The 21,077-nt window shown below is 41.3% G+C and carries 25 protein-coding genes; 20 read left to right on the plus strand and 5 right to left on the minus strand.

The window, feature by feature from the left end:
* Window positions 1-307: 307 nt before the first annotated feature.
* Both R2Q80_RS14195 and R2Q80_RS14200 read right to left on the minus strand, forming a co-directional pair.
* Window positions 308-1,402, minus strand: coding sequence for a FecR family protein (locus R2Q80_RS14195; protein ID WP_316800217.1), 1,095 nt, complete (start codon window positions 1,400-1,402; stop codon window positions 308-310).
* 69 nt (window positions 1,403-1,471) lie between these two features.
* Entirely contained in the window at window positions 1,472-2,041 is a 570-nt protein-coding gene (locus R2Q80_RS14200) for an RNA polymerase sigma-70 factor (protein WP_316800218.1), read from the minus strand.
* A gap of 449 nt (window positions 2,042-2,490) precedes the next feature.
* On the opposite strand from R2Q80_RS14200, the gene R2Q80_RS14205 reads away from it, so the two are divergent.
* Complete coding sequence (locus R2Q80_RS14205; RefSeq protein ID WP_316800219.1) at window positions 2,491-2,871, plus strand: hypothetical protein; 381 nt, start codon at window positions 2,491-2,493, stop codon at window positions 2,869-2,871.
* Between the two features lie 451 nt (window positions 2,872-3,322).
* On the opposite strand, the gene R2Q80_RS14210 is transcribed toward R2Q80_RS14205, so the two are convergent.
* From R2Q80_RS14210 to R2Q80_RS14220, 3 genes are read right to left on the minus strand one after another with little or no spacing between them, the layout of a single operon-like run.
* The gene (locus R2Q80_RS14210) at window positions 3,323-3,646 is read right to left on the minus strand and encodes a hypothetical protein (RefSeq protein ID WP_316800220.1); all 324 of its coding nucleotides are present in this window, start codon (window positions 3,644-3,646) and stop codon (window positions 3,323-3,325) included.
* Window position 3,647: 1 nt separating this feature from the next.
* On the minus strand, window positions 3,648-5,063 hold the full coding sequence (locus tag R2Q80_RS14215; RefSeq protein ID WP_316800221.1) for a hypothetical protein: 1,416 nt from the start codon (window positions 5,061-5,063) through the stop codon (window positions 3,648-3,650).
* Window positions 5,064-5,075: 12 nt separating this feature from the next.
* Window positions 5,076-5,717 (minus strand): Crp/Fnr family transcriptional regulator, encoded by a 642-nt coding sequence (locus R2Q80_RS14220; protein WP_316800222.1) that lies wholly within the window; start codon window positions 5,715-5,717, stop codon window positions 5,076-5,078.
* A 183-nt stretch (window positions 5,718-5,900) separates the two neighbouring features.
* Here R2Q80_RS14220 and R2Q80_RS14225 point away from each other — a divergent pair, with 183 nt between their 5' ends.
* From R2Q80_RS14225 to R2Q80_RS14315, 19 genes are all read left to right on the plus strand, one after another.
* On the plus strand, window positions 5,901-6,776 hold the full coding sequence (locus R2Q80_RS14225; RefSeq protein WP_316800223.1) for an RteC domain-containing protein: 876 nt from the start codon (window positions 5,901-5,903) through the stop codon (window positions 6,774-6,776).
* A 198-nt stretch (window positions 6,777-6,974) separates the two neighbouring features.
* Entirely contained in the window at window positions 6,975-7,433 is a 459-nt protein-coding gene (locus R2Q80_RS14230) for a hypothetical protein (protein ID WP_316800224.1), read from the plus strand.
* Between the two features lie 30 nt (window positions 7,434-7,463).
* Window positions 7,464-7,811, plus strand: a complete 348-nt coding sequence (locus R2Q80_RS14235) for a DUF4134 domain-containing protein (protein ID WP_316800225.1) — start codon at window positions 7,464-7,466, stop codon at window positions 7,809-7,811.
* A 51-nt stretch (window positions 7,812-7,862) separates the two neighbouring features.
* On the plus strand, window positions 7,863-8,192 hold the full coding sequence (locus R2Q80_RS14240; protein ID WP_316800226.1) for a DUF4133 domain-containing protein: 330 nt from the start codon (window positions 7,863-7,865) through the stop codon (window positions 8,190-8,192).
* 10 nt (window positions 8,193-8,202) lie between these two features.
* A complete protein-coding gene (locus R2Q80_RS14245; RefSeq protein ID WP_316800227.1) occupies window positions 8,203-10,674 on the plus strand; it encodes a TraG family conjugative transposon ATPase in 2,472 nt (823 codons plus the stop codon).
* 15 nt (window positions 10,675-10,689) lie between these two features.
* Window positions 10,690-11,058, plus strand: a complete 369-nt coding sequence (locus tag R2Q80_RS14250; protein WP_316800228.1) for a hypothetical protein — start codon at window positions 10,690-10,692, stop codon at window positions 11,056-11,058.
* 117 nt (window positions 11,059-11,175) lie between these two features.
* Window positions 11,176-11,859 (plus strand): conjugal transfer protein TraI, encoded by a 684-nt coding sequence (locus tag R2Q80_RS14255; protein WP_316800293.1) that lies wholly within the window; start codon window positions 11,176-11,178, stop codon window positions 11,857-11,859.
* Window positions 11,843-12,487, plus strand: coding sequence for a hypothetical protein (locus tag R2Q80_RS14260; RefSeq protein ID WP_316800229.1), 645 nt, complete (start codon window positions 11,843-11,845; stop codon window positions 12,485-12,487). Before R2Q80_RS14255 ends, R2Q80_RS14260 begins: the two co-directional genes overlap by 17 nt.
* Window positions 12,474-13,115, plus strand: a complete 642-nt coding sequence (locus R2Q80_RS14265) for a TerB family tellurite resistance protein (protein WP_316800230.1) — start codon at window positions 12,474-12,476, stop codon at window positions 13,113-13,115. The genes R2Q80_RS14260 and R2Q80_RS14265 overlap by 14 nt, the downstream gene beginning before the upstream one ends.
* 11 nt (window positions 13,116-13,126) lie before the next feature.
* Complete coding sequence (gene traJ, locus R2Q80_RS14270) at window positions 13,127-14,338, plus strand: conjugative transposon protein TraJ (protein ID WP_316800231.1); 1,212 nt, start codon at window positions 13,127-13,129, stop codon at window positions 14,336-14,338.
* Window positions 14,339-14,351: 13 nt separating this feature from the next.
* A complete protein-coding gene (traK, locus tag R2Q80_RS14275; protein ID WP_316800232.1) occupies window positions 14,352-14,966 on the plus strand; it encodes a conjugative transposon protein TraK in 615 nt (204 codons plus the stop codon).
* Window positions 14,967-14,969: 3 nt separating this feature from the next.
* Window positions 14,970-15,179, plus strand: a complete 210-nt coding sequence (locus R2Q80_RS14280) for a hypothetical protein (protein WP_316800233.1) — start codon at window positions 14,970-14,972, stop codon at window positions 15,177-15,179.
* 19 nt (window positions 15,180-15,198) lie between these two features.
* On the plus strand, window positions 15,199-16,248 hold the full coding sequence (gene traM / locus R2Q80_RS14285; RefSeq protein ID WP_316800234.1) for a conjugative transposon protein TraM: 1,050 nt from the start codon (window positions 15,199-15,201) through the stop codon (window positions 16,246-16,248).
* A gap of 192 nt (window positions 16,249-16,440) precedes the next feature.
* On the plus strand, window positions 16,441-16,632 hold the full coding sequence (locus tag R2Q80_RS14290; RefSeq protein WP_316800235.1) for a hypothetical protein: 192 nt from the start codon (window positions 16,441-16,443) through the stop codon (window positions 16,630-16,632).
* 260 nt (window positions 16,633-16,892) lie between these two features.
* Window positions 16,893-17,870: a hypothetical protein gene (locus tag R2Q80_RS14295; RefSeq protein WP_316800236.1), complete on the plus strand. Its 978-nt coding sequence runs from the start codon at window positions 16,893-16,895 to the stop codon at window positions 17,868-17,870.
* Between the two features lie 90 nt (window positions 17,871-17,960).
* Window positions 17,961-18,140 (plus strand): histone H1, encoded by a 180-nt coding sequence (locus R2Q80_RS14300; RefSeq protein ID WP_316800237.1) that lies wholly within the window; start codon window positions 17,961-17,963, stop codon window positions 18,138-18,140.
* Between the two features lie 596 nt (window positions 18,141-18,736).
* On the plus strand, window positions 18,737-19,195 hold the full coding sequence (locus tag R2Q80_RS14305; RefSeq protein ID WP_316800238.1) for a JAB domain-containing protein: 459 nt from the start codon (window positions 18,737-18,739) through the stop codon (window positions 19,193-19,195).
* Between the two features lie 763 nt (window positions 19,196-19,958).
* Window positions 19,959-20,561, plus strand: coding sequence for a hypothetical protein (locus R2Q80_RS14310; RefSeq protein WP_316800239.1), 603 nt, complete (start codon window positions 19,959-19,961; stop codon window positions 20,559-20,561).
* A 184-nt stretch (window positions 20,562-20,745) separates the two neighbouring features.
* Window positions 20,746-20,925, plus strand: coding sequence for a hypothetical protein (locus R2Q80_RS14315; protein ID WP_316800240.1), 180 nt, complete (start codon window positions 20,746-20,748; stop codon window positions 20,923-20,925).
* Window positions 20,926-21,077: the final 152 nt, after the last annotated feature.

Raw genomic sequence — 21,077 nt, forward strand, 5'->3', positions numbered from 1 at the left:
GTTATCAGTAGTTTTATATCGAATGCTTGATTGACATATTGCCAGAAAATATTTTGGTTCGGTATCTTGGTAGGTGGTATATAGGGTGGATTTTGGTCACAGGGTTTTGTCAGTTGATAAAAAATCATACTTTTGTTTGGTTTGGTTAATAAAATGTTAGGTTCGTGCTTGATGTTAAATCTCCAGACTGCGCCGGTGGTGTTCTTCGAAAACACCTCCGGCTTTTTTATCTGGAATCATTAACTAAAACTTAATTTTCATGTTTCTACATAGGCAACATAGGGTTAATTAGACGATTGATTATTTGTTAAGATTTTACAGTAAGTGTTTTAATTCCGTTATCTTCATTCAAGCTAAAGTGTATGCCGCTCATTTGAAGCAGCTTTAATAGGGTAGCAAGGCTAGATTTTCTCGATATTCCGCCGGTTAACTGAACTTTTGGTACATCAGCATCATAGATAACTTTGATGTTATACCACCGTTCTGCTTCAGCAAGGATCATTTTTATATCGGCATTCCTAAATTTTATCTTTCCATTTACCCAAGCCACTTCTAGGCCGACATCTGCTTTCGAAGTATCGAATTGGCTCCCGTTTTTAATTGCCTGTTCACCGGGTTTCAATAGGGCCGACTGTTCCTGGCTTTGATCATTCAGCTGCACCGATCCCTCTAATAGAACTGTCTTGATCTGCCTTGTATAGGCATTAATGTTAAAATGCGTACCTAATACGGTCAAACGCTGGTCTGCTGTTGATACAATAAATGGATGTTCACTGTCTTTTGCAACTTCAAAGTAGGCTTCGCCGCTAACTAATTTTACTCTACGTTCAGTTCGCTCACTAAAACTGGTAGGATATTGTAAAACAGTAGCGGCGTTTAGCCACACTTTGGTGCCGTCGGACAACACTATCGTATATTCTCCGCCATTGGGAGTGGAGATCGTTTGGAATTCTATTGGTCTATCAAGTAATTTAGAGCCATCAGCATAGGTTAATCCGGTCCTTAAAACCTTGATTTCTTTACTGTTTTGATCTAATGAAATTGTTTTTCCGTTTGATAGAGTAATTAAAGCTTGGTTGCCTTTAGGGAAGATTTGTTCTGCGATATGCAAGCTTGCCTTTACATCATTTTCATAACGTGGCATCAGCATATAAACTGCAAAAGCAATCACAGCGGCTGCTGATGTTATCGCTATTGAGATTTTAACAAAGCTTGCTTTCGCCATTGGTTTGGGTAAGTCCCTCGCGATTTGGCTCTTCAAAGCCTGCAACTTTTGAAAGGAAATTTTGACATCCTGTTCGTTAAAAGCCATAAATGACTGTTCAACTAAAGCCTTTTCAGCATCAGTACATTCTCCCAAATTGTACTTTCCCAAAAGTATAAAAGCTTGCTCGTTGTCCATTTCGATTCAATTGATTTGGAGCTAGTACGAGTTGCTAATCAAGATGTCAAGATTTTTTATAGAAAATCTTTATGGTATCAGTATCGATATAATGCTACCAAACTTTGTTCTTAATATTTTCAAGGTATTGGCTAGCTGTGAGGATACGTTACTTTCCGAGATTTTTAGTTTTTGAGCAATTTCACGGTTACTAAGATGGTCTTTTTTACTGAGTTCGAAAACCTGCCTCATTTTACGAGGCAAGGTCTGTATTTGCTCGTCGATATATTTTGCAAGATCTTTCTCCCTGATCAAGTGATCTGTTCTCTCATCAGAAGTTTGCTGGTAGGATTTGAGAAAATCGACGTATTTATTACGCACTTTTTGATGCGCAAAATAATCTAGCATTCTGCTTCTAATAATGATGTAAAGATAAGAGGAGAGTTTTCCGGTTTCTGAAAGTGATTCTCTTTTGGTCCACAAGTTTATAAAAAGTTCTTGGACAAAATCTTTGGCAAGTTCTTCATCCTGAAGTTTTTTGAAAGCGAAAATGAACATCAGATAAAAATAACGATTATAAATCTCCGTATAAGCAGAATGATTTCCATTTCTAATTAGAACTGACAGATCGTAGTCGGAAAGATGCTCGCAGTTATTCATGTTCGTATCGTTTCAGAGCCTGATTATAATACGAACTGGAAGTTACTTTAGGGCTAGCACCCGCAAAGTCTAATGTCACAAGGCTCTGGTAAAGCCAATTTTTTCTTGCGAAAAAATTTCACACATTAAACATAAGCGAGCACCAGCCCTATAGTTATATAGGGTATGGATGCTTCACTTACGCTCGCGTGAAAATTTACCAGATTTAGTGGCGAGGTTCGTTAGCAGTATTTGTTAAGATTACTACTGCAAAATTAAAATTTTTAAGCTCTATTTAAATTAATCTCCAATTGATATGAATTAATTCATTCAGTTTTTAAATACAAATGTCATTTATTTAATCAAATATAATGTTTTGTGCCTTAAACTACTATAATTCAGTATTAAAAGCTATTATAATATGATAGTTTATAATTTAATAAAGAATATCTGTTTTGCAAGCTTTGTTTATGGCGTTTGCAATTGGAAAGATTATTAGAGATTTGGTTAAGCAGAATGGTTTGAAAGCAAAAAATGTTGCGCAATATATCAATGTAAGCGAGTCAACGCTATATGGGATATACAATAGACAATCAGTTGATATTGACAAGCTGATATTGTTTTCCAGGCTTTTTAATAAAAATCTATTCCTATACTATTTAAATGAGGAACCATTGAAAAGTATGTTTAGTAAAGATCTTGTTGTCTTTCAAAATCAAATTGCTGAACTAGAAAAAGAGCTGCTTTCAAAAAGTGGTAAGATTGAGGATTTGTTGGAGATCATTGCAAACCAAAAGAAATTGATTTCTTTTCACGAACAAAGCCAGATGAAATCTAAGCTTAAAAAATAACGCAAATGTTAGGATCGCAGAATTGTAATAAAATTCTGAGTTTATTTCTTTCTGGGTTTTATTTACAAATAAATGCCTTTTTGTCCTTCTAAATATTCAGCAGATTTTTCTAATACTTTTTGTTGTTTGCTAAGCTGTAAAATATTCCTGTTAAATTATTAAGGTTTATAAACGGTCTGTTGACCGCCCTTGACAATTCGTAATATTTTACCCGGGCTGCAAATTGAAAAAGAAATATTATGGAAAATTCAGCTCGAAAAAAATGAAAAAAAACTTTACAGGGTTTTTAATGAAACGGCAATGGAAGATTTATTGGAAACCGATGATCTTCGTGAGGCGAGAGACGTTGCCTACAATCATCAATGTGTTTTGCTTGATAATATCAATAACAAGGTCATTCATGATTACTTTTGTTACTGATACACTGCCTGGTCAACACGACCGGGCATTTTCATAAAGGTTGATATTTGGGTAACCTGTATCTTTCAAAATGTGAGATCATATTCCACCATTCCCAAAATCTCCATGGCTTTAAACTGAAAGTTCTGTACAGTATTTTATTTAGATTTTCAGGATTATGTTTTTTGAAACTTTCAAAGCGTGCAAGTGCAACATCAAACCCTTGAGTTGGTCCGCTTTGCTCTGAAAATTTGAAGCTTCCATCTTTGTTTTGATATTCAAACCCTTCTTGTAAAAAGTAGGTTATCGGAGGCAGGTTGCTTATAATAATTACAGCGGCAATTAATATAATAATAATTTTATCGCTCTTTTTCATCTTATTTAATATTACAAGGTCCTTTGCTTTCAGGAATTTTACCTCCGGCTTGATTTAGATCCATGTTTGGATTATTAGCTTTTTGCTCCCGCAAAGCACTTGCCATTCCAGCCGGAGTCATGGCATATCCGGCACCACCAGGACCGCTAAGTCCGATTTGTGTTGTAGGGTTTGGAATTGGAATTCCCGCAGCCTGCCCTGCTCCATAAACGAAAGCTGAGCAATTATAATCTGTGAAATGATAATTTTTATTCGGATTGCTCACAAAATCAATTACTTTTTGGAAGCTTTCCCCTGATATATAATAGGTGGATGACATATTATATGAATCGAAACCGTTGTCTATTATTTGTGATTTAGAAGATAATTTGTCTAGGCCAGTTCCCGTTGGGTAGTACCCTATAGTTTGTGTAATCGACTCGGCCCCACTCGATTTTGTTAGTGATATAGCAACATGGCCAAAGCTATTGGCGCCGACATTAAAAGAAGTACCTGGTTGCGGCTCAACAACATAAACCCTAACTACAAAGGCTGCATTGGGACTAGAGATATTTGAGAAACATTCCATCATTTCTTTTGGATTGACAGGATTTTTGTCTTCTTGGGGAAGATTAGATGGGGGAGGTGCGGAGGATGTTCCGGTACTGCCACCGCCGCCGCCGCCACCAACACTGTCTGACGAGTTTCCTGTGCTGCCGACACCATCATAAAATCCTCCGTCACCACCACCATCAAAATAAGTTGTAGAACATATCTTGGTTGAATGCACAGTGAAGTCGCCCTCTGCATCTATGTAACTGTCCTGAATCCACTCGCAGGTTTCAATCGCCATCATCAACATCACTTTCCCCTGGATTCCTGAATAAGGGTTTACATCCTTGAGCATTTTGTTCGCCTCTTCAATTTGCCCCTCTTCTGTAAATTGTTTGATAAGCCCTACAGGCTTTCCTCCGCTATATAGCCTACCACCAGTTAACTTGTAATTGAGGTCATATGCAAACACTCTCCCGGTAAAATCAGATGCGCTCGCGATTCGGTTCTTTTGCAAATAAATAGCATCTGGAATAATCTCCAATATTTTCGCTACTATCTTTTGACTTTCACTATTTCTGAATATAACCAGTTTACGATAACCCTGTTTATAGTTTTGATAGGTAGGCTGTCCTTGGAGTAAGATTGTCCATTTATTGCCTGCCCTCATTGGTTCGCTTTCTGCAAGTTGCCAGTCGATCTTGATTTTTGTCAATGCCTTGCTGCTGTCCTGATATATCGACGAGATAAAGTTCTTAGCTTCACTTAGGGTTAACGTGATTTTATCTGTTGCATTTTGTGTAGGAATAGTGTCCCCAATGGGTTCTTTCTGACATGCACCTAGTAGAAAGAGGAACAACACGGTTATTTTGATTTTCGACTTCATCGCGTCATTTATTTAGTGAAAAACTGAATTTGAATTTTGCCCATTTTGTGTCACATGACACAATCCCAGTTTTTTTCGGTGAATTCTGGACAATGTTTCGCGGCTAATTCCCAGGTATGAAGCGATGATGCTTTGTGTTGTTTGTTGCTCAATATTGGGGTATTTTTCAATAAGCATTTCATACCGCGTCTCAGGAGTCTGGGTGCGCAGAAAAATCGCCCTTTCTTCACTTAGCAAATAGTACTTCTGCATCACGATACGGCCCAGCAAATTGCCTTCTTCAAAATCAGCGTAATAGCTATTTAACTCATTCCAGGTTAACGATTGCAATTTGCAGTCTTCAAGTACCTCAATATACTCGTAAGCGGGTTTTTGAGTGAAAAAACTATACACTGAGATCATTAAATCTCCTTGTCCCATAAACCAGGTGGTACACTCTTTTCCATTACCATCTATGAAATAAGCACGCAGGAAACCCTGCCTGATAAAGTAGAGTCTGCGGGCAGTTTCGCCAGGCTGGAGCAATAGGTGTTTTCGTTTAAAATTTTCGGTAATCACCTCTTCGTTTACGCGCTTTTGAAAGGGTGCGGGTAGGGGAATAATAAGGCCCAGTGTCTCTAGCAGATCGGCCTCATTTCTTGAATGTTTTTTCATGCGATGTCGATTGTGTCACAAATCAACTTTTCATTGCATTTACCTGGCTAATATTGTCCTGTCGGAAGGATATACTTTTTTAACGGATTTTTTAAGTTTTTGTTTTATCCGGGAACCCTGAATTTTACTTTTTCCGATATCTGATTGATTGCTGCTCAAATTGTTAACCTAAAATGCATCATCATGAACCTAAAGAAACTATCAGAAAAACTCTATGCTCAGGTTTCCGAGCAACTTGAAGAAACTGCTTCCATTGAAAATTCACTCGAAAAATTCAGAAGTGGCTTAGCACTCGTTCAAAAGGCCCTCGCTCAGCTAAAAATTGAACTTTCCAACAATGGTTTCGCCAGTCAGGAAGAAGAAATCTATTTCTTCAAAACTGGTAAGCCAAAGATCTACTCGCTGTTGATTCTCATCACCGAGCGGTATGCGATTGAGAGCAGTATGCCGCTTTTGGGTAAAGAGAAGCAAGTGGCACACCTGGAATCCCAGCTTTATTTTATTGACAGGTTTTTCAGGCAGAATGAATTCATCTTTCAATACTACCGCCTCGGGGCTACTGATCTGGACGAACGATATTTTACAAGGGAGGGTGCCAGCAAGCTGGCCGGTTTTGCGGAAGTTCCTGATGTTGATCCATCTTTCTCAACAGTAAGCGATTATCTTTTCTCTAAGTTCATGGCTTACGAGAAGCTTCAGCAATCAATCAGGCAAGAGATTGAAATGCGAAAGGGTGGGGAAGATGCCGTGCACAAGAATGCGTTCAAAGATCTCAAATGGACAGGAGACGCCGTCAATATGGTGGAACTGGTTTATGGGGTGTATGAAACGGGGCAGGTCAATGGGGGCAAGATTAGCTTGTCAGAACTCATGGAATTTTTCGGTCAGGCCTTTCAGGTAAATATTACCGGCTACTTCAAACGCTTTGCCGACATCAAAAGACGCAAGTCCATGAGCAAAACCCGTTACCTCGATGAGATGCAGCAGCTTGTATCAAAACGCATTGAGGACAGTGATGCCTGGATCCCCGAGGATCAGCGGTCCCGATATCGGTTTTAACGCCGGATTATTAAAAAAATCGTTCGGTAGTACCAACGTACTACGGAAATAAAAATTCCCTGCTTCCCAAAATTTGTACCAACAAAGGCCAGCAATGGTGCAGGCCGGAAAATCTTAAATCTTATGTTACAACAATTTTCTTGGACAACTTTCCTCGTTTTCTTCGCCGTGTTAAGTGCACTCTGGTATCTGACGCTCTTGCTTACGGTATTTCGTAAAGATGCAATAGCATTTCTTTCAGGCTCCATTCCTAAATCATCTTCGATTTTACCTGGCGATCCTGCACCGAATGAAAAACAGGCGGAATTTACAGAGATGGAGATTATGGGCAAATCTAAAATGCCTGAGGGGCTGGAAGTGGTAAGCATGGGAGCGTTGAGTTTTTCTGCCAGTGAGCATTCTGGCAGTAGCGATGAAGATCAGAAATCAGATCAACTTGGCTTGGTGCCTGATGTCATTCAGGAGCTGAAAGAACTTTTTGGGATCCTGGAAAAAGAAGACGGTACCAAGCAGGATTTTTTCTCACTGGCCGCTATGATCAGTGAAAAATATGGACGCATCGGGTCCAATCCCAATATCGGCAGGATCAATGAGTTTATACGAGATCACGCACCTTTTGAGGTGACCATCGAAGAACTCGAATATCTGTGGGACTAATCATCTGATTTTTTACTAAAGCGATTTATCATGGAAAATAATTCATTCAAAAGGGCCAAAAGAATAGTACTGCTAAAAGCTGCAATCTTTTCAATTGTCTGGCTGACGCTCAATTACATCTTTTCAGTTTCCTGCTTTGCCCAGGATGGCAATGCCGGAATTCAGGAAGCCACCAATAAGGTTAAAGGTTATTTCGATACCGGATGTGACCTGATGTATGCCATTGGTGCAGTTGTAGGGATCATTGGTGCCATCAAAGTATTCAATAAATGGAACGCCGGAGAATCCGATACCAATAAAGTCGCTGCGGCATGGTTTGGTAGTTGCATATTCCTGGTGGTTGTTGCCACCGTACTCAAATCTTTCTTTGGGATTTAAGATGCCTTTTGGGCATTCGAAATTAATGATCAACGAAAAAAACTTACGATTATGGCAACCATTTATCAAATCAATAAGGGCGTATCCAAGCCAATTGTTTTTAAAGGACTGAAAGCACAGTATATCGCCTATCTCGCCATAGGCCTGGTGCTACTGCTATTATCCTTTGCAATTCTCTACATTTCTGGTCTTAGTCTGCTGATCGTTTTGCCCCTTATTGGCTTATTGGGCAGTGCACTATTCATCACCACCTTTCGCCTCAGTCACCGCTTTGGCGAACATGGGCTCATGAAATACATCGCCAAAAAGGGGCTGCCAGATTATATCAGGTTCTCTTCAAGAAGAATCTTCACCAGACTAAAATATCCCAGTTATCAATAACCCAAAGCTTATGAAAGAGGCCATAAACATCCTGCCCATTTATAAAATAGAACATAGCTGCATCCTTTCCCATAGCGGGGACATTACGATTGGATTTAAAGCCATGTTACCTGAAATATTTTCCCTTTCCGACAGAGACTATGAGGCTTACCATCAGGCCTGGGTGAAAGCGATTAAAGTCTTGCCACAAATGAGCATCTTTCACAAGCAGGATTGGTTTTTAACAGAGAAATTTGATGCTGATTTTGAGAAGAATGGGCGCAACTTTCTCTCCCGCGCCAGTGAAATATTTTTTAATGAACGGCCATTTACTGAGCACACCTGCTACGTTTTTTTGACCAAAAAGCCAGCAGGAAGGAAACCATCCAGCTCTGCGGTTAGTAATATTTTGAGAAGATCCATCGTTGCCACGCAGACGATCAATCCGGTTTTGGTGGCCGATTTTTTGGATAAAGCCGGACAGTTTGAGCGCATCTTACATGATTCCGGGTTCGTTGGCCTTCAAAGGTTATCGGATGATGATCTTGCCGGAACAGCCAATAAAGCAGGCATCATAGAGCGGTATTGTTTTTTATTAGGTGAAGGGCATATGCCCATCATCCGCGATATCAATTTGCAGGACGGCATTGCTGTCGGCGAGAAGAAAATGGAAATTTATACCCTTGCCGATACCGAGGATTTACCACCATTCTGTGGAAGCAGGATTAATTATGAACCTTATTCAACCGACCGTTCCAAATTCAGCATCGGATTTGCCAGTCCGCTTAGTCAGCTTTTAAAAGGCAATCATATCCTCAACCAATATGTTTTTATCGGAGATGCGCAGAAAACGATTAAGCGCCTGGAAGCTAAAAAGCTTCGCCTGCAATCCCTTTCAAGCTACTCAAGGGAGAATTCAATTTCCCGGGATGCAGTGAATGATTTTCTCAATGAAGCGGTTGCCCTGGGCAGGTTACCTGTAAAATCACATGTCAATGTAATGGCCTGGTCGGAGGATCTCGCAGAACAAAAAGAGATTAAAAACCGGGTATCCTCTGCCATGGCTGCTATCGAAGCCGTGGCCAAACGCGAAACCGATGGCGGGGCCCAGATCTGGTTTGCCGGATTTCCGGGCAACCAGGCGGACTTTCCGATGAACGATACTTTTGATACCTTTTTAGAACAGGCAACCTGCCTTTTCAATATGGAGAGCCACTACCGGGATTCAAGATCTGCTTTCGGTGTTCGCCTGGGGGATAGGCTGTCCGGCCGCCCGGTACATGTTGATATTTCCGATGAGCCCATTTCCAAAGGATTTACCACTAATCGAAACAAGTTTATTCTTGGCCCATCTGGATCAGGAAAGTCATTTTTTACCAACCATATGGTGCGCAGCTACTACGAACAAGGTACTCATGTATTGCTGGTTGATGTAGGCCATAGCTATAAAGGACTTTGTGATTTGGTGGGCGGGTATTACTTCAGCTATAGCGAGTCCAGTCCCATTGCATTTAATCCATTTTATCTCTCTGATGGCGACCTTTTGGATACGGAGAAAAAGGAAAGCATTAAAACGCTGCTCCTGGCGCTTTCCAAAAAAGAGGGGGAAACCTTTACCCGCTCAGAATATGTGGGCTTTTCCAATGGCTTGACGCTCTACTTTAAGCACCTCGAGGCTCATCCGGACATCTTTCCCTGCTTTAATTCATTTTATGAGTTTCTGTCAGGGGAATATCTTTCGGTACTCGAAGAAAACAAGGTGCGGGATCAGTATTTTGATATCAACAGTTTTCTTTATGTACTCAAGCCCTTTTACCGGGGCGGAGAATTTGATTACCTCCTCAATGCAACCGCGCAGCTTGACCTCCTTTCTGAGCGCTTCATTGTATTTGAGCTTGATGCCATAAAGGATCACCCGATTTTATTTCCCGCAGTGACACTCATCATCATGGAAGTATTTATTTCCAAGATGCGAAAGCTCAAAGGTGTTCGCAAGATGATCCTCATCGAAGAATGTTGGAAAGCCATTGCTAAAGAGGGCATGGCGGAATACATTAAATACTTATTCAAAACGGTCAGAAAATTTTTTGGCGAAGCAGTTGTAGTCACCCAAGAGGTCGAAGACATCATTTCTTCTCCAATAGTGAAGCAGGCCATTATCAATAACTCGGATTGTAAGATCCTGCTCGATCAGAGTAAGTACCAAAATAAGTTTAACGATATACAGGAATTGCTCGGCCTCACCGAAAAAGAAAAATCCCAGATTTTGTCGATGAACAGGAATAATGACCCAACCAAAAAATATAAGGAAGTATTCATTTCGCTGGGTGGTCAGCACAGTCAGGTTTACCGGACCGAGGTAAGTTTAGAAGAATACCTCTGCTATACTACAGAAGAAAAAGAAAAGCTTTTGGTACAGAACTATGCTGAGCGGCATGGAAGCGTGCAGAAAGGCATAACAAGCCTGGCAGCAGATATCAGAAATAAATCCATTAACCTATAAAAAAATACAGATATCATGAAAATTTATCAATTGACTTTGGCTGCTGCTTGTGTGCTCCAGCTCATGGGGTGTCAACCCGACAAATCGCGGTCGTTTTTGCCGGGTGAATATGTCAATTCCGTCGGAGGTGAATTTAGCAAAGCTGACGACACGCTTGCCGTTGAGGCCAGCGAGGGCAATGTCTTTCTGATACATCGCCGAACAGGGTATCATCTGATCGAAAATGGAGAATCAGGAGAGAGACAATATGAACGGGAAGAATGGAAAGCCCTCTATGATGAGGGAACAAAATCCTTAACCGAAATAAAAAAAGGTAAGCTCATCACCATTTATCCCGATTCGGGATACCTGCTGATCGGGAAAGGAAAATACATTAAAAAATAAGCGCTAAAAAATATGAGATCTCAAACAAATGGTGCAGGGCCACGCACCAAAATCAGAAACAGCCTGGCAAACCCCTATAAAATTCTGGGTATGCTGGCGTCCAAAATTAAAAGACATATGAAAAACTATATGGTAATCCTGCCGGTCAGCGCCATGACCATCTGCGTGAGCCTACCCAAAGGAGCGAATGCACAGATAGCAGTACTTGAAGTGATCAAGGCAGGGGTGAAAAAAGTGATTCGCGCGGTAGATCTGAAAGTTCAGCGCCTTCAAAATGAAACGATTTGGCTCCAAAATGCCCAAAAGGTTCTTGAAAACCAGCTTTCAAAACTTAAGCTCACCGAAATCGCCGATTGGACGGAACGGCAGAAGGAACTCTACAGTGAATACTATACTTCGCTTTGGAAAGTCAAGACCGCGATCACCTATTATAAAAGAGTGAAAGACCTCACTCAGCGGCAAATTGCCATTGTGGAAGAATACAAATGGGCCTGGGGACTCTTTCAAAAGGATAAACACTTCACCGTGGACGAGCTGGATCAGATGCAGAAGACTTATCTCGGGATTTTGGAAGAAAGTGTCAAGAATCTCGACCAGGTGTTGCTGGTCGTCAATTCTTTTAAAACCCAAATGAGTGATGGAAAGCGGCTGGAAATCATAAACGGCGCCGCACAGAAGATGGAAGAAAATTATACGGATCTAAGGGCTTTTAATGCTGGAAATATTGATCTGAGCATTAAAAGGTCAGTATCGCTTGAGGAAGTAGCCAAATTGAAGGAGCTCTATGGAATCGATCAATAAAAAATATCCAGTACTAATGATATTGGCGCTGTTAATTTCCGGCGCAGCAAACGCGCAGACCTGGTCGGAATGGTTTTCCCAAAAAAAGACACAGCAAAAGTATCTTCTCGAGCAGGTTGCCGCACTCAAAGTTTATGCCGGGTACTTAAAGAAGGGATATGACATTGGTCGCTCCGGGCTTACCTTTATAAAAGATGCCAGTAAAGGAGAATTTGACCTGCACGGTGCGTTTTTCAGCTCACTAAAAACGGTAAGCCCCGAAGTCAGGAATAATGTAAAGGTCGCAGAGATCATCCAGATGCAAATCGAGGTGTCCAAAACTTTCAATGTTTTGAGGAGTGTTAAAGGCTTGAACCCTCAATATATCACTTATCTGGATCTCATCAGAGGTAGTCTGCTCGATGAATGTCTACAAGATATGGAAGAACTGTTTCTGATCATAACTTCCGGAAAGGCTGAATTAACAGATGATGAACGGCTTGTTCGCATAGACCGCCTACACGGAGATATGCAGGAGAAATGGAGCTTTGCCCTTGGCATTTCGGGCACTTTCAAGCAATTGGGTGCCGAGCGGACCAGAGAATTAGAAACCATAAAAAGAATGGAGGAATGGTATGAAAACAGGTAAAATATCCAGGATCGTCTTATTTGTTGTACTCAGCTTTTTGTGCTGTATCAACAGCTTTGCACAATCCACCGAAGTCCAGCAGCTGCTATTGAACGTCGAAAAATTAAGCCAGCTGAAAAATATCCTGAGCGATATGAAAAAAGGATACACCATCATTTCAACCGGATATAATGCAGTAAAAAGCATCTCCCAGGGGAATTTCTCCTTGCACGAAACCTTTCTGGATGGGCTCCTGCTGGTATCACCTGAAGTTCGCAAGTACGCCCGGGTCGCGGATATCATCACCGCTCAAAAAGATATCGTTTCAGAATATAAGCATGCACTGAAAAACTTCAATGCTTCAGGTCTAATGAATGGAAACGAGATGGGTTATATTTCCCGGGTATATACCGTGCTGTTTGATCAAACCAAAGACAATCTCGAGGAACTGACCCTGGTGCTTACCGCAGGCTCACTGCGCATGAGTGATGAAGAAAGGCTTTCCGCGATTGACAGGATTTTCAAGGATACCGCTGATAAACTGGTTTTCCTGAGAAAATTTAACCTGGAAGCCGGCACGCTACTCATCCAGCGAAAGGGCGCATTCACTGATGTTCAAGGTGCAAAAAACCTCTTTAGAATCAATTAAAATTTTAGATCATGAAAAGATTATTTAATCTCCCTTTTAAGGGAGCAGGGATTTGCCTTGTCATTTTTCTTTCTCCGTTTGCTGGTTTTTCACAAGGCATCGCCGGCGAATTAACAGGCATGCAGGCCGTATTGGACCATGTGTATGAAGAGATGATTCCTTTGAGCTCCCGTCTGATTGATGTCGCAAGGGGGATTGCAGGATTTGGTGCCCTTTGGTATATCGCCAGCCGGGTGTGGCGCCAGATTGCCGCTGCAGAGCCTATTGACTTTTATCCCTTGCTTCGCCCTTTCGCCCTAGGCTTATGCATCATGATGTTCCCCGCGGTGCTAGGCATTATGAATGGTGTGCTTAAACCTACCGTTTCGGCAACAGGTGCAATGGTGTCCGATAGCAATAAAGCTATTGAAAGATTGCTGAAACTAAAGGAGGCGGCCATCAGGAAATCTAAGAATTGGCAGATGTATGTAGGGGAGAGTGGTCAGGGAGACAGTGATAAGTGGTATAAATATACCCATCCCAAAGATCCCGGACGTGAAGATGAAACGTTTTTGGATGGACTGGGCAATTCCATGCAGTTCTGGATGGAAAAGCAGAGCTATAACCTCCGCAATTCAATCAAATCATGGCTTAAGGAAGTATTAGAGGTGCTCTATGCTGCAGCATCGCTCTGCATCAACACCATCCGGATATTCTTTCTGATCGTGCTGGCCATTCTGGGACCGCTGGTATTTGGTTTTGCCGTCTTTGACGGTTTTCAGCAAACGCTTACCGTATGGCTCGCCAGATATGTAAATATTTTTCTGTGGCTACCCATCGCCAACATTTTTGGCAGCATACTGGGTAAGATTCAGGAGAATATGATTAAGGTTGATCTTTCCCAGATCGAGGCGCAAGGCGATACATTTTTCTCGTCCACAGATACTGCTTACCTGGTTTTTCTCATTATCGGCATTGTAGGCTATTTCTCCGTTCCCAATGTTGCCAATTATGTCGTTCATGCAGGTGGGGGAAATGTGATTCTAACCAAGGTCAATTCTATGACGGTTGCGGCGCCAAGGTCTGGAATGAGCGCTGCCACCGGAGCAGGTGGTATGGTCGCCGATGCGCTGGGGGATAAGGCCCGGGTGCAGTCTCAAGGTTATGCATCCGCTGCACAAGGAGACTACTTCCCTGATCGGGGAAGCTATCAAAAGGACAAAATTTCTGGAAAAACTTCTTAAAAATTTACCGCTTATGTTTACGCAATTCAAAAACATTGACACTGCTTTTCAGCATATCAAACGCTTCAGTCTTTTTCTGATCATAGCCTGCGTTTGCGTTTCAGGCTTTGCGATCTATAAGGGATTCAGCATCGTAAATAGCACCCAACAGCGGGTTTATATCCTGGCGAATGGCAAGGTACTGGAGGCAGTATCCGGAGAGAGAAAGGATAATATCTCGGTAGAACTTCGTGACCACATCAAGATGTTCCACTACTACTTTTTTACCCTGGATCCCGATGAAAAGGTCATTCAGTCGAATATCTCATCCGCTTTGAACCTGGCTGATGAAAGCGCTAAACGCGCCTATGATAATCTCAAGGAAAAAGGGTATTTCAATAACCTGATCTCTGCGAATATCTCCCAGGAAATTGTGGTCGACAGTACCTCTCTCGACCTTGCTGATTACCCGTATCGCTTCAGGTGCTACGCTACACAGAAACTCATTCGGGCCACTTCAACAGTAACCCGAAAGCTCATGACGACCGGAACAGTGAGAAATGTTTCCCGCTCAGATAACAATCCACACGGATTTTTAATACAACGCTGGGAGACACTTGACAATCATGATGAACCCATAAACCCATAGCAAATGGAAAAGGAATCAAATATTAACCGAAACAAACGGGCAACGGTGTCCAGGCTCAATCAAAAAATGCTTTTCTTGCAGCAAAGATTAGCAGACCATCTCAATGCTAAATGCCGGAACATATCATCCAAAGTGCTGAGGGCATTGCTGATTACTTTTATCGTCCTGATGAGTGCCGCCTTGCTTAACCTCATTATCAATGCTATTCAATGACTATTTAAAACATAAAGAAATGAAAAATCAAAAAATCAAGGACAACAGAAAAATGATGCTCGCCTTGCCAGTACTCATCCTGCCATTTCTTTCCCTCGCCTTTTACGCCATGGGAGGGGGAAAATCGGTAGAAGATAATCATTCAGTAAATACAGGGATCAATTCCTCACTCCCCAACGCGAGCTTTGCCAAGGAAAAGCCTGCCGATAAAATGGGGATTTATCAGCAGGCTCAGCGGGATACAGTAAAAGCTGGCTCCGGCCATCTGGAAGAGCTTGCTGGCAGGTTCGGATATGCTGCGCCACAGGGGGCAGATCCTACACAGGATATTGATCTTAAGCTCCGACAATTGAACGCGCAGATCAATGCCCCTTCCGATACCCGTACGCAACCTTCTTCCCGCGAACGTGATATAAACGTGCCCGGGATGAGCACCGATGTGGACAGGCTGGAAAAGCTCATGGCTTCTATGCAGGGAAATGCCAATGAAGATCAGGAAATCAAACAGCTTTCGGGCATGCTCGAAAAGGTCATGGATATTCAGCACCCGGAGCGTGTACGCGATGCCTACCTTAAACAAGTCAATGCAGCACCTGAAGAAAAATTTGCGGCAATTCCAGCCCAGGTTGCGGCAAAACAAACCCTCATTCAGGGCGCAGTGCTTAAACTGGTGCTCACTGATACACTCACCATCAACGGCATCATGCTTCCAAAGGGACACGAAATTTTTGGACTTTGTAACCTGACTAATCAAAGGTTGCTTGTAGATATCAAAACCATACGGATTGATAAAAGCATCATTCCGGTAGACCTTTCCATCTACAGCCTTGATGGTATTAAAGGAATTGCGGCGCCAGATGCAATAGTAGATAATGCGATTTCAGGTGGAGCAGATGATGCAGTGAGAGGCCTTCAACTGCTGACCATGGATCAATCCATTGGAACCCAAGTAGCAGGTGCAGGTATCGACGCCGCTAAAGGGCTTTTTTCCAAAAAAGTAAGGCGGGTAAAAATGAAGGTGAAAGCAGGGTTTCCGGTTCTGCTGCGCAATAACCAAATCAGAAAATAATTTCATTTTTGAGATCAACCTCGGAAAAAACATCCTGAAAACTGGGATGCAAAGCAAAAGGAACTTGAATCGCTTGGAGAAGTTCAGGACGACTTATTTAAAGGAATAAAAGAGAAAGATTTTTTTTTTAAGGCGTGGCCTGGCAGGTACTCGCCCGGGGTTACTGCCCTTGATGAGTGTGTTTTCGCAAACATGACCCGCTCAATCATGAAAATGCTTCGTAAAGGTTTTTTCCCAATCCAATCGTTAGAAATACTCGGATTGGAAAGAGCGCTTGCTCATCATGCCCGGCCTCGTAAAGTATTCGAAGGAGATTCGGGAGCAAAATTACGAACGGTTCAACAAGTGGGTAAACGATATGGGGATTACCGGACTTTCCATTAGGTCAGGTCTGAGCTGGATTATGAAAGGAATAAAATTGATTTACCAATCTCGAGCCGCTTCGAACAAAATGGTGCACTGCAAAGACTTTGTCCTTTAAAAAGAAGCCCTTTAAGTTTGAGCCGAGTACTATGGAAGCATGCATTTGGTGAAATGCCCTGGGTGGTATTGGTTGGAGATAGTGTTCGATTTATTACCGTCAGTCCGGTGAGTGGATCAGGAAATTAACAATAGCTAATTAGTTAACCATAAACAACAATAGTATGAATTTAAACAATTTGGAAAATCTCAAAAATGAGATGAAAAGTCTGGGTTTCAGTAAGGAGCTGCAGGAGAAAATGGAAGAAAACATGAAGTCCAATCTTCCGGAGTTTATTTTAAAGGACCAGATCAATGGACATAAAGGACAAATAGATCTCAATCTTTATTTCAAGCAATCCGGCCAGTCCGAAAATTATTACCTTAATAAATACGATGTGGCACTAAACGAGGGTAAACCCTTAGAGGCGGGCCAAAAGTATCTGGTTATTTCGCCAAGTGATACGCCTGGAAAAAATAATGTGTTTAAAAGAGATAATGTAGCAGATGCCATTGAAGTATTCAGGAAGCATCAGGGAAATGCAGAACTGGCCGTAGGTAAGGACGCCGCACACAAAACAAAACTCGCCACCATGGAAGAAGGTAAGATCAATTATGTGGACAAAGATTTTGGCAGGACTTTCCGAAATCCGCCATTGCCCCAAACCATATGGGTAGAACGAGGCAAAGGGTTCACCGCTTCACAGTCCATAAATTTAATCGAGGGTCGGGCAGTTTATCGTGAGGACATGCTCACCCAGGGCGGATTGCCCTATAAAGCCTGGATGAAGCTAGACCTCGATGGGCCACGGGACAGGCACATGAATTTCAATATGAATCAATACCACGATCCCTCATACGGCTTCAACCTAAAAGAGGTACTGGATAAATTCAACATCAAAGAACTCGAAAGCCCTAAAGAAAGAGAAAAACTGGAAGCCCAATTGAAAAATGGTGATCGTCCGGTGATCACTGTAGAAAAAAATGGGGAGCAGGTGAGATTACAGGTTGAAGCGGTGCCACGTTATTCCCAACTCAATATGTTCGCAGCCAACGGAAGAGCAGAAAAAAGGGAACAGTTTCTTAAACAACCTTCCCAGAATAAAGCAGAGACAAAATCGAAGGGAAAAGACGTCTCTGCCAATCAGGGCTTGGGCGTCTAAGAACTTTTTATAATTTAGCGGCTCGCTTTTTGTAAACAACTATTAAATTTTATAAATCGCTGACGATTTTAGTTAGCAAAAGAAACAATTATGGAAAAGTTTGGAAAAGTAAAAGATCTGGTGTCAGCAATTGAGGCTGATACCACTAAATTTTATGAAAATGGTAATGCTGCGGCAGGTACCCGTGTTCGTAAAGCGATGCAAGACCTTAAAGTTTTAGCTCAGGAAATCAGGGCAGAGGTTACAGAGAAGAAAAATAGCGCAAAATAGCAAGATAGCTGTTTTGGAAAATCCTAAGTCCCGGCCATAGGTCGGGACTTTATCGTTTTAAATCGAAGAACGAAAATCCTTGCCTAATACACTATTTGCTGTTTGTTGTGTTGAAATTTATTCCATTTCAGATGTATTATTTAAGTACAACATGCTTATTCTTAGCATTATTGCCCTTTATAGCCTTGTTTGTTTAGGTTTTAATCCCCACAGGATATTACCAGATTCATGCGCTTTAATAATTATTTAGCATACCGTTTTCACAGCACAATATAATTTTAACTATATATCTACTAACTCCTTTTTTCCTGATAAAGTCACTGCTCACTGATAAATTTCTAAAAATACCTTCACTAAAAGGTGGCGAAGCACCTTGAGATAGATTTAGAAATGAATGTGCATCCTCTCAATAGCAAAAAGGTGAAAAAGGGGCATCATTTAATCCGCCGCAAATTTAGGCTTGTTTTTCGGCACGAGACTGAAATTCCGGCATAAACCCGCCTGTGGCCATTCCCGCTATTTCCATTTATTCCGTTGCTTCAATCTCTTTGGCGCAAACCAAGCCAGCTCATGCACCATAATTAAATCATTATATTATGGAAAACTCACTTTATCAGCTTGCCGAAATCGAAATCAGCTACAAACCGAAATTTATCGCAATGGATCGCCCGCAAATCGATAGTTCCACTAAGGCATATGACATACTAAAAAGTAATTGGGACATGAACAAAATTGAGCTCATTGAGGAGTTCAAAATTATTTTATTAAACCGAAGAAACAGGGTCTTAGGTATCGTCAATATTTCTCAGGGTGGCATGTCGGGAACAATAGCTGATCCCAAAATTATTTTTGCCGTGGCGTTGAAAGCCTGTGCAAGTGGGATAATTCTTTCTCACAGCCATCCTTCTGGTGAATCAAGCCCAAGTGAGGCCGATATGAAACTAACCAGGAAGCTGACCGAAGCCGGCAAGTTGCTTGATCTCCAAATACTCGATCACATCATTGTTTGTAAGCATGGGTATTGTAGCTTTATGGATGAGGGAATTATGATCTGATTTTAAAGCTTCTGCGATTTCTCGTAGGAGCTTATTTTTTATTCATTCATTCGTAAACTCCTGGCAAAAAGTGTTTTCAGGCAATTTCCGGACGATAGAAAACTATGCCGATATGGCATCACAATTAAGTGCATGCTAGCGTTACGCAAAAGCAAATTTTTAAATTCGGTTGTTGATTAAATCTTTAAGCCTAAGTTAGTGAATTGAGTACTAACGAATAAAAAAACGGAAATGCAGCCATGGCCACAAATCCGTTTATCTAAATTAACGCTCTCGGCGGCTAAGATAATCAATCTATCCATTGCTTGCAAGTTTCAGTTAACTCTTATCGGTTTATATCCAAAACCTACTTATTTATTGTATGTATTTCGCATTGTCTGCGAAATTTTCAAACTGTTTGCCTTTAAAAATTCATATAAAGTACCTGTAGGCATTTTGAGTAGCAAATTTCTGAACAATCCGTTTGCCGTCAAGACCACACCTTCGGTTTGCTGAAAAAAAATCTTCCTTTCTCGCTGCGCTCAAAAGCGTATTTGTTTTTCGAAAAGTCTTGCCTTGCATACTGGATTGTATCAAGGAGAGGCGGCTTAACAAAAAGCCAGGAGGCTCCTGCCGACTGACTTTGAATCATTAAATAACTAAGCGATGAACCCATTAAAAAACAGAAGCCCACCAACCCGACCCCTGAGCAAACGCTCATCAAACAATGCCACAATAGGCAAAATCATCAATCAAATTATTTCAAATATTAAAATCAAAAATCATGAAAAATCAAAGTATAAATAGCACTAATTCAAAACCCGAATTTTTAGATATCAAATCCGCAAAAAACCCATTTTATCAACCCCTGGCAGGCAAGGCAAACTTAAACAATGAAAATAAGTCTTTTGATGATGAACCGGAAAAAGAGGATTTAAAAAAAGACCAAACAGCAGCAGGCTTAAAAACCTTGGATCTAAAAATTAATAACGAAAGATCAAACTCCCCTGGCACTGTCGTTCAGTTGCCACAGGATCAGGAAGAAAAGATCGAATCAAAAAATGCTGATACTAAACCCGAAAAACCTGCCATGAATTTGGAGAGCACATTAAAACTGGTAGAAGAACTTCACCGCCGAATGGTGCAACGGGGTAGACTGGTACACACTATTGATAATCTCGATAAATTTGAGATTGAACAAAAGGAAGAAGCCGAAGATATCACCTCAAATTATTATCAGGGTTGCGAAATTGAAATCACAGACGATAAACGCAACAAGTTCTCCACCAAAAACCCTGTGATCATCAAAGCGGTTGCCCAGTTTGTGCGTGAGCTATGTACCAATCGCCTCGCAGAAATCGAAGCGGAAATTACAATTCCTGCTTAATGTCACTTTGCCCTGCCTGTTTATGGCGGGGCTTAATTAAAATGCTATAAGGATGTATGGAGATTTTTTTGAATTACTCCATTAATTGTACTGAAAAGCTGTATGCTGACAACCTGCTGGGAGAAATTACCCCTTTAGCCTCCAATAAATTCAATTTATCAATCAATACCAAAACTAAAATATTATGAAAACCGAAGAGCTGTTTTTTATCGTTCGCATCGAAGTGCAGACCGCCCATAACAATATTAATGATACACTACAGGAAATGGAAAAACAATCCCGTTTTCTAATGACCGACACCCCACACATTAAGGTGATCAATTCGGAAATCCTAACCACAAAAACCAGAAACCAAAAAAACTAATATCTTGACACATGAAATATATTATGATCAGCAAACACAGAAACATAGTTTTTTGTGTCAAAGAAAAATCATAGTAAGGTTTTAGTACGTTTGTTAGAGACTAACCCTCCAGTGCCGAAGCGCTACAATTTGCAGACCTTTATTATTGCATT

The sequence above is a fragment of the Pedobacter frigidisoli genome, from assembly GCF_032678525.1.
GTDB classification, from domain to species: Bacteria; Bacteroidota; Bacteroidia; order Sphingobacteriales; family Sphingobacteriaceae; genus Pedobacter; species Pedobacter frigidisoli_A.

Coding starts and splice junctions, on each gene's coding strand:
- R2Q80_RS14195 (WP_316800217.1), bottom strand. CDS start 1,402: ATGGACAACGAGCAAGCTTTTATACTTTTGGGAAAGTACAATTTGGGA.
- R2Q80_RS14200 (WP_316800218.1), bottom strand. CDS start 2,041: ATGAATAACTGCGAGCATCTTTCCGACTACGATCTGTCAGTTCTAATT.
- R2Q80_RS14205 (WP_316800219.1), top strand. CDS start 2,491: ATGGCGTTTGCAATTGGAAAGATTATTAGAGATTTGGTTAAGCAGAAT.
- R2Q80_RS14210 (WP_316800220.1), bottom strand. CDS start 3,646: ATGAAAAAGAGCGATAAAATTATTATTATATTAATTGCCGCTGTAATT.
- R2Q80_RS14215 (WP_316800221.1), bottom strand. CDS start 5,063: ATGAAGTCGAAAATCAAAATAACCGTGTTGTTCCTCTTTCTACTAGGT.
- R2Q80_RS14220 (WP_316800222.1), bottom strand. CDS start 5,717: ATGAAAAAACATTCAAGAAATGAGGCCGATCTGCTAGAGACACTGGGC.
- R2Q80_RS14225 (WP_316800223.1), top strand. CDS start 5,901: ATGAACCTAAAGAAACTATCAGAAAAACTCTATGCTCAGGTTTCCGAG.
- R2Q80_RS14235 (WP_316800225.1), top strand. CDS start 7,464: ATGGAAAATAATTCATTCAAAAGGGCCAAAAGAATAGTACTGCTAAAA.
- R2Q80_RS14240 (WP_316800226.1), top strand. CDS start 7,863: ATGGCAACCATTTATCAAATCAATAAGGGCGTATCCAAGCCAATTGTT.
- R2Q80_RS14245 (WP_316800227.1), top strand. CDS start 8,203: ATGAAAGAGGCCATAAACATCCTGCCCATTTATAAAATAGAACATAGC.
- R2Q80_RS14250 (WP_316800228.1), top strand. CDS start 10,690: ATGAAAATTTATCAATTGACTTTGGCTGCTGCTTGTGTGCTCCAGCTC.
- R2Q80_RS14255 (WP_316800293.1), top strand. CDS start 11,176: ATGAAAAACTATATGGTAATCCTGCCGGTCAGCGCCATGACCATCTGC.
- R2Q80_RS14260 (WP_316800229.1), top strand. CDS start 11,843: ATGGAATCGATCAATAAAAAATATCCAGTACTAATGATATTGGCGCTG.
- R2Q80_RS14265 (WP_316800230.1), top strand. CDS start 12,474: ATGAAAACAGGTAAAATATCCAGGATCGTCTTATTTGTTGTACTCAGC.
- traJ (WP_316800231.1), top strand. CDS start 13,127: ATGAAAAGATTATTTAATCTCCCTTTTAAGGGAGCAGGGATTTGCCTT.
- traK (WP_316800232.1), top strand. CDS start 14,352: ATGTTTACGCAATTCAAAAACATTGACACTGCTTTTCAGCATATCAAA.
- R2Q80_RS14280 (WP_316800233.1), top strand. CDS start 14,970: ATGGAAAAGGAATCAAATATTAACCGAAACAAACGGGCAACGGTGTCC.
- traM (WP_316800234.1), top strand. CDS start 15,199: ATGAAAAATCAAAAAATCAAGGACAACAGAAAAATGATGCTCGCCTTG.
- R2Q80_RS14290 (WP_316800235.1), top strand. CDS start 16,441: ATGACCCGCTCAATCATGAAAATGCTTCGTAAAGGTTTTTTCCCAATC.
- R2Q80_RS14295 (WP_316800236.1), top strand. CDS start 16,893: ATGAATTTAAACAATTTGGAAAATCTCAAAAATGAGATGAAAAGTCTG.
- R2Q80_RS14300 (WP_316800237.1), top strand. CDS start 17,961: ATGGAAAAGTTTGGAAAAGTAAAAGATCTGGTGTCAGCAATTGAGGCT.
- R2Q80_RS14305 (WP_316800238.1), top strand. CDS start 18,737: ATGGAAAACTCACTTTATCAGCTTGCCGAAATCGAAATCAGCTACAAA.
- R2Q80_RS14310 (WP_316800239.1), top strand. CDS start 19,959: ATGAAAAATCAAAGTATAAATAGCACTAATTCAAAACCCGAATTTTTA.
- R2Q80_RS14315 (WP_316800240.1), top strand. CDS start 20,746: ATGAAAACCGAAGAGCTGTTTTTTATCGTTCGCATCGAAGTGCAGACC.